This is a genomic window from Alteromonas gracilis, from assembly GCF_002993325.1.
GTDB classification, from domain to species: Bacteria; Pseudomonadota; Gammaproteobacteria; order Enterobacterales; family Alteromonadaceae; genus Alteromonas; species Alteromonas gracilis.
Window position 1 is genome coordinate 128,121 of the sequence record NZ_PVNO01000029.1, and the last position, 7,090, is coordinate 135,210.

Genomic DNA, 7,090 nt, shown 5'->3' on the forward strand with positions numbered 1-7,090 from the left:
TATGTACGTTTGGTTAACCTTAAACCTTGGTAATTTTATAAAAGGAGAAAATCATCAAGCCTGAACATAAGAAATTGATCATTCACTCAGGAATGCACAAGACGGGCTCGTCTTCAATTCAGGATTCACTTTTCTTAAACAACAAGGTTCTGGGACAACATAACATGATTTACCCAGAAATTGGCTTAAGCTTCGATGAGGAAGTTGGTCATCGACATTTGCATTTAAGTAATTTACTCAAAAAGCATCATTACTCGAAACAAAAACTTATAGAAGTCATAGAGGAACTCAAAGCTTTGTCTCAAAATGACATAATTATTTCTCATGAAGACTTGTTTCGATTAGACATAGCGCCCGACGCACTTAAGTTGTTGGCTGAAAGCTTTGATGTACATCTTCTCTTGTTTGTTAAAGACCCTGTTCTGTATTTCAATGATAAATATAAAGAGTGGATAAGACGCCAATCTTGTACTCTCGAACCAGCGGAATTTATCTTACAGCACTTCGAATACTTACAAATTGATAGAATCTTACCTATGTGGGAAGAGGCAATAGGAAAGGCAAATATTCATGTCTCGGAGTTCAATAGTAACAAGCTATCGGGTTCAGCTTTCTTGGCTAATTTTTATTATAAGCTGAATAAAATCACAGGGACACAAATCGAGACTTTAACTTTAAAGCCAGTCAAAAGAAAAAATAAAAGCTTAACGAATACTCGTACGTTATTTTATTTGATTGCGAATAGAGAGGGTAAGCGACCTGAAGCGGAGCGTATCTCAACAAGAACGCTTTTTGAGAACAATAAAGGATTGGTGTTATCGAGAGAGTGCGTTCACCAAGTTAAAGCAAAAAGTTGGCATGCACTACACTATTTGAAGACAAAATATGGATTGAATGTCGAGATGAAAAATGTCGATGACTATCTCTTAGATATGGATTTCTTCTCTATTAAGAAAAGATACAAACTACAGCGAAAGCTGCTGGGCGCTTAATCAGGCGGCTACTGTCGAAGCACTTTTTACAGTAAACTAACCACATTAGATGTTTTGATTATTGATATATCTTTAATAGCAAGGAAAAAACAAGAAATGGGAAGCCAAATTACGTGCTTTAAGGCCTATGACATTCGAGGTGAATTAAATTCACAACTTACCGAAGAAATAGCATACAGAATTGGCTATGCATTTGCTGCTGAACTAAGTGCAAAAACGGTAGTGGTTGGTAGTGATGTTCGTTTAACCTCTACGCCCTTAAAGCTAGCACTAAGCGCTGGCTTGATTGATGCCGGTGCCAAAGTGACTGATATTGGAATGGCTGGCACAGAAGAAATATATTTTGCAACTAAACATTTAGGTGTTGATGGCGGTATAGAAGTTACTGCCAGCCATAACCCGATAAATTACAATGGCATGAAGCTTGTAAAAGCTGGTTCTGTTCCAATAAGTGGCGATACAGGCTTAAACGCAATAAAAGTACGCGCAGAAGCATTAAGCGAAGAGTACGTTTCAGGTCGTCTATCTTATTATACTTCTGGTGCATTTATCGATGCTGATGCTTTTTTTAACGGGCACGCGCATATAGCAATAGAGAAGCTGGAAGAGACGGGGCAGTATTCCAAACAATCGTGCATGAAAAATTATGTTACTCACATGCTGTCGTATGTTGAGCTTAATAACTTTACACCTCTTAAAGTTGTGGTTAATGCAGGCAATGGTGCGGCTGGTCCAGTTCTCGATGCCATTGAGCATGAAATGCAAAGACTAAAGGTGCCTATTGAATTCATTAAAGTACACCACAATGCAGATGGCACTTTCCCAAACGGTATTCCTAACCCCTTGCTACCAGAAAACCGGGCAGATACTGCCAATGCAGTAAAAGCTTCAGGTGCTGATTTTGGTATAGCCTGGGATGGTGATTTCGACCGCTGTTTTTTATTCGATGCAGACGGTGAGTTTATAGAAGGCTACTATATCGTAGGTCTTCTCGCTGAAGCATTTATAGAAAAAAATACTGATAGCAAAATTATTTACGATCCGCGGGTGTATTGGAACACTGAAGACATTGTGGCAAACGCTGGCGGCACGCCAATTAAGTCAAAAACGGGCCATGCATTTATTAAAGAAAGAATGCGTAAAGAAGATGCCGTATACGGCGGTGAAATGAGTGCACACCATTATTTTCGCGATTTCGCTTACTGTGATTCAGGTATGATCCCATGGTTATTAATTGCAGAACTTGTGTGCGTGAAACAGCAAACCCTAGCCAGTATGGTGAAAGAGCGAATAAAGGCGTTCCCTTCTTCAGGTGAGATAAACAGTAAACTTAAAGATGCTGATGCAGCGCTAGAACGAGTGACTAACAGGTATCAACCCTTAGCAAGCGTTGTTGATGCTACCGATGGTCTAGGTTTAGAGTTTGACGATTGGCGCTTTAATTTACGTAAATCGAATACAGAGCCGGTAATTCGCTTAAATGTAGAAAGTAAGGGCAATATTTCTCTAATGGAAGAGAAAACTAAAGAGGTGTTAGCCCTTATACGCGCTGAATAAGTAAAAGCCGAACGCTAAAATTTAAAATAAAGATAGGGCGAAAGTGCTGAACGTTGCCCTATTTTTATTGCTACCTAGTTTTTGCCATTTAATCGCAATACAAACCTTTGTATACTAACCGCTGAATATATAACTATTAGGACGTGGGCAAAGCACCCACACATCAAGGATATTACAAATGAAACCAGTAGTATTAGCTGGCGGCTCAGGTAGTCGCTTATGGCCAAAGTCTCGTGCAGCACTTCCAAAGCAGTTTCTGTCTCTCACATCAGACAGCACAATGCTGCAAGACACGATAACTCGCTTAAAAGGCACACCAGCTCAGAATCCAATTTTTATTTGTAATGACGCTCATCGCTTTTTAGTTGCAGAACAGCTTCGCCAAAAAAATATCCAACACGGCGGTATTCTTCTAGAGCCTGTTGGTCGTAATACTGCTCCGGCAATAGCACTAGCGGCACTACACGCCACCATTAATGGCGAAGATCCAGTGCTTCTGGTATTAGCTGCAGATCACCTTATTAAAGACAACCAAGCGTTTCACGCTGCTATTGCTAAAGCCGAAAAGCTAGCAGAGCAGGGTAAACTTGTTACTTTCGGTATTGTTCCTAACCAGCCGCATACGGGTTATGGATATATCAAAGCGGGCGAGCAAGCGGGCGATGGTTTTGAAGTTGCGCAGTTTGTAGAAAAGCCTGCTTTGGAAACTGCAAAAGAATATGTAGATTCTGGGAGTTACTACTGGAACAGCGGTATGTTTATGTTCAAAGCAAGCCGTTACTTGGAAGAGCTACAGAAATATAACCCTGAAATGCTAGACGTGTGTAAGCGTGCTATCGATACAGAAACACCTGACCTAGATTTCATCCGTGTAGACCACGACATTTTTGCGACCTGCCCAGACGATTCAATCGATTACGCGGTAATGGAAAAAACAGATAGCGCTGCCATGGTTCCACTAGATGCAGGTTGGAGCGATGTGGGCAGTTGGTCTTCGCTATGGGAAACTGCTGAAAAAGACGAAAACGGTAATGCTACTGTAGGCGATACTATTCTAGAAAACACAAAAAACAGTTACGTAAATGCTGAGCAGCGTTTGGTTTCTGTAATCGGGCTAGAAGATGTTATCGTAGTAGAAACCAAAGATGCCGTTATGGTAGCCCACAAGGATGATGCGCAAAGCATTAAAACGGTAGTAAATAAACTTAAAGCAGAGCATCGCCCAGAGTTTGAATTCCACCGTGAAGTATTCCGCCCATGGGGTAGCTACGACTCTATAGATAGCGGTGCTCGTTTCCAAGTAAAACGTATTACGGTTAAGCCTGGTGAGAAACTATCTGTTCAAATGCACCATCATCGTGCAGAGCATTGGATTGTAGTATCGGGCAGCGCAAACGTAACCATTAATGAAGAAACGCAGTTAGTTACAGAAAACGAGTCAGTTTATATTCCTATCGGCGCTGTTCATGCACTAGAAAACCCAGGTAAGATCCCGCTAGAGCTTATTGAAGTGCAGTCTGGCGCATATCTTGGCGAAGACGATATTGTTCGTTTCTCTGATCGATATGGGCGTGTAGCTAAGTAGGCTTTAACGCGCAGTATTATAAATACACACTACTGGGTTGATTCCCAACCCAGTAAGCCTATTTAACAGCAAACCCTTTTTAACTCATCACTGCATTCTGTATGCTTTATATGGCTTGATCGACAACAATAGTAGAAATTATTAACGATATCTTTTGGCGACAAACACAAAGTGGTCAGTCGTATATTTATCTTATGAACGGTTTAGAGATCAATGATAGAGCTTATGTAGATGTAGTCTCTACAGGCTGGGTAACTATCAACTGATAGTCAGCTATGTGAATGTATAAATTTTTTTGTACGGTTACAATAAAGCAGGTGTATACCTGCTTTATTGTCTATTAATCTTTTATAGGATAATATTTACGAAAATAGAGGTGCCTAAGAGCATCTCCAAAGTATGGAACCGCAGTAAAGCAGGGAGTGCAAGGCAGTGACTGTCTATCTTCGTAAGTTTTTGAATAATTCATTTCTCATTCTATTCTCTTTTTTGATGCTAGCCGCGCCTCATGCCGTGTATTCTATCGAGGCTGTAAAAGCTTCAAATGAAGGCAAAGTCAACTCTGTCTCCTTCGGTAAAGGATACACATTTTTAAATGTTGAATTATCAGATGGCACTTCATTAGATTTAGCAAGTGCTAACGCAAACTCGTCATTAAAAGTTGGCGCCACTGTGCATTGGAGAAACGCAAGAAAAGCTTCTCAATACCTCAGACAGAGTGATGGTAAAACCTACCCAGACTTATATATTGTAGAGTTAATTAATAATGTTCAGCTTTCAGGCGTAGTTTTATCTACACAAACGGTTGCTGATGATATTTATATCGCTGTGAATACAAAGCAAAAAGAACATATGTTGATCATAAACAAACGTCTATTGCCTAACAAGTTATCGGAAGGTCAGCATATTAAATGGACTTTTACTCCAAATACTTTGGAAAGTAATAAGAACTCCACAAGAGTCGAATCAATAGAAATCGTACACAAAAAGAATAAATAAAAATACAGAGGATGTAACAGATGAAGTTCTATCAGAAGTCATTGCCGGCACTCGCCTTTGGCCTAATGTCTCCATTCTTGGCTTCAGCATCAGAGACTGGATCCATTAGCCTAATCGATGAAGAAGGCCTCAAAGTACTCACGTATTCAAGTGGCGATACTGTCCGCGTTGAAGTATCAGACTCTGATCTAAATAGTAATTTGTCTGCCGTCGAGACGATACAAGTTCTTATCACTTCAGAAACAGAAAATACGGGCGACAAGCCAAGCCATACTTTGCCAGCTGCTGGGAAGAATAACGTTGGTGATGGCACATTGCGCATTGTGGGCACAGGCTACGATACGCTAACGGAAGCGTGGACCGTCACGGCGGTCAACTCATATTCATTTATCGTCACGGGTAGTGAGTCGGGCTTACAAAGTAGGCAATATGATATCTATGCAAACGATAAAGCCTATGTGACCGACAACAGCGAAGTACGCTTTAAGATAGACGCAGGCACAATTGGGTTTAACACGGGTGATAGTTTCACGTTCTCAACTACCGCGGGTACGATTGTAGGTGAAACCGTTACGCTTACCGAAACGGATGTGGATAGCGGCGTATTTACCGGTAGCATTGCGGTCAATGAAGCGGCGACAGCGGTAGAAGGCGATGGTCTGCTTGATATCCAAACGGGCGACTTGATCACGGCGGTTTATAATGATGCAGCAGGTGATTGGGGTGATGCAGAGCAAGTGCGTACCACGGCGCTGTATGCGGCCACGGTGCTGCCAGGCGCAACGTTAATCAAAGACACGGTGTGGACAAAAGAGAATAGCCCTTACCTTATTACGGGCGATATTACCGTTTCATCAGATGTCACGTTAACCATTATGGCAGGCGTAGAAGTGTTGTTCTTAGCGAATAGTGACGACACATCTGATGGCCAAAACCCTTATGACAGTGAGTTATTGATAGACGGTAACGTGGTTGTCGCGGGCAGCGAAGATGAAAAGGTGATATTGACCAGCAGCAACCGTAACGGCGAAATGGGTGACTGGGGCGGTATTCGTATTAATAGCGGTTCGTTAAGTGCTACGCATATGCGAATGGAATATAGCGACTACGGCATAGAAACGTATAGCATCTACAACGATGACGTATTTAGCGTTACCCATAGTGAATTGGCGAACAACCGCCAAGCACTCAATATTTTTGACACGTACAATGACAGTACGGTGACGGTGTCACACAACCATATTCACGACAACGCCGGTTATGCACTAACGGCTAACTACGGCAACGCAACGTGGGCAATTAACAACAACACCATTGAGAATAATGGTTCAAGTATTTATCTTTACAGTCTTGATGACGTTACGTTGCATGGCAACACCATTACTTACAATGGCAATGGTGGTATACAGCTAGAGTATTTAGATGGTGACGTGGCGATAACGGATAACGTTATCAGTCACAACCAAGGTGAAGGTATTTATGGCTACAGTTATTCGTGGGGTAATAACGCGAATGATTATACGGCGACGGTCACGGGTAATACGGTAAGCGATAACAGTGGCAACGGTATAAGCCTCACGCTAAGTAATCATAACACTATTGATGTAAGTGATAACGTTGTCGATGCCAACAGTGGTTCAGGCATACGTCTTTATAGCGAATCCAATACGACGCGGGCGACGGTGCACAACAATACCATTACGAATAATGGCCAAGATGACTACTACAGCAGTGTTGGTTTGTATATCAGTGGTTACATTGTGCCTTCTATTGTAGGTAACCAAATAGAAGGTAATGGTGCAGGTGTGTTTATCAGCTACTACGAAAACAACGGTAGCGAGGCGTTCGAGATAAGCGGAAATAGCATCATCAATAATGATGATTACGGTATAAGTCTTCACAACTACGCAAACCCAGTCATTAACGGCAACGACATCTACGGTAACGGCGGTTACGC

General features: G+C 41.7%; 5 protein-coding genes. All 5 read left to right on the forward strand.

The genetic code is table 11. The features are described 5' to 3' along the window. Positions 1-164: 164 nt before the first annotated feature. Entirely contained in the window at positions 165-992 is an 828-nt protein-coding gene (locus C6Y39_RS16095) for a hypothetical protein (protein WP_146128613.1), read from the forward strand. Between the two features lie 96 nt (positions 993-1,088). Beyond that, the gene (locus C6Y39_RS16100; RefSeq protein WP_105932251.1) at positions 1,089-2,549 is read left to right on the forward strand and encodes a phosphohexomutase domain-containing protein; all 1,461 of its coding nucleotides are present in this window, start codon (positions 1,089-1,091) and stop codon (positions 2,547-2,549) included. 178 nt (positions 2,550-2,727) lie between these two features. Further along, positions 2,728-4,134, forward strand: coding sequence for a mannose-1-phosphate guanylyltransferase/mannose-6-phosphate isomerase (locus C6Y39_RS16105; protein ID WP_105932252.1), 1,407 nt, complete (start codon positions 2,728-2,730; stop codon positions 4,132-4,134). 432 nt (positions 4,135-4,566) lie between these two features. After that, positions 4,567-5,133 carry a hypothetical protein gene (locus C6Y39_RS16110; protein ID WP_105932253.1) on the forward strand — a complete coding sequence of 189 codons (567 nt, stop codon included), beginning with the start codon at positions 4,567-4,569 and terminating at the stop codon, positions 5,131-5,133. A gap of 20 nt (positions 5,134-5,153) precedes the next feature. Beyond that, positions 5,154-7,090 (forward strand): right-handed parallel beta-helix repeat-containing protein (locus C6Y39_RS16115; protein WP_146128614.1); only part of this gene is annotated, 1,937 nt, incomplete at its 3' end.

What these genes read in the sequence shown, in the direction of transcription:
- C6Y39_RS16095 (WP_146128613.1), top strand. Translation starts at nt 165, where the DNA reads ATGATTTACCCAGAAATTGGCTTAAGCTTCGATGAGGAAGTTGGTCAT.
- C6Y39_RS16100 (WP_105932251.1), top strand. Translation starts at nt 1,089, where the DNA reads ATGGGAAGCCAAATTACGTGCTTTAAGGCCTATGACATTCGAGGTGAA.
- C6Y39_RS16105 (WP_105932252.1), top strand. Translation starts at nt 2,728, where the DNA reads ATGAAACCAGTAGTATTAGCTGGCGGCTCAGGTAGTCGCTTATGGCCA.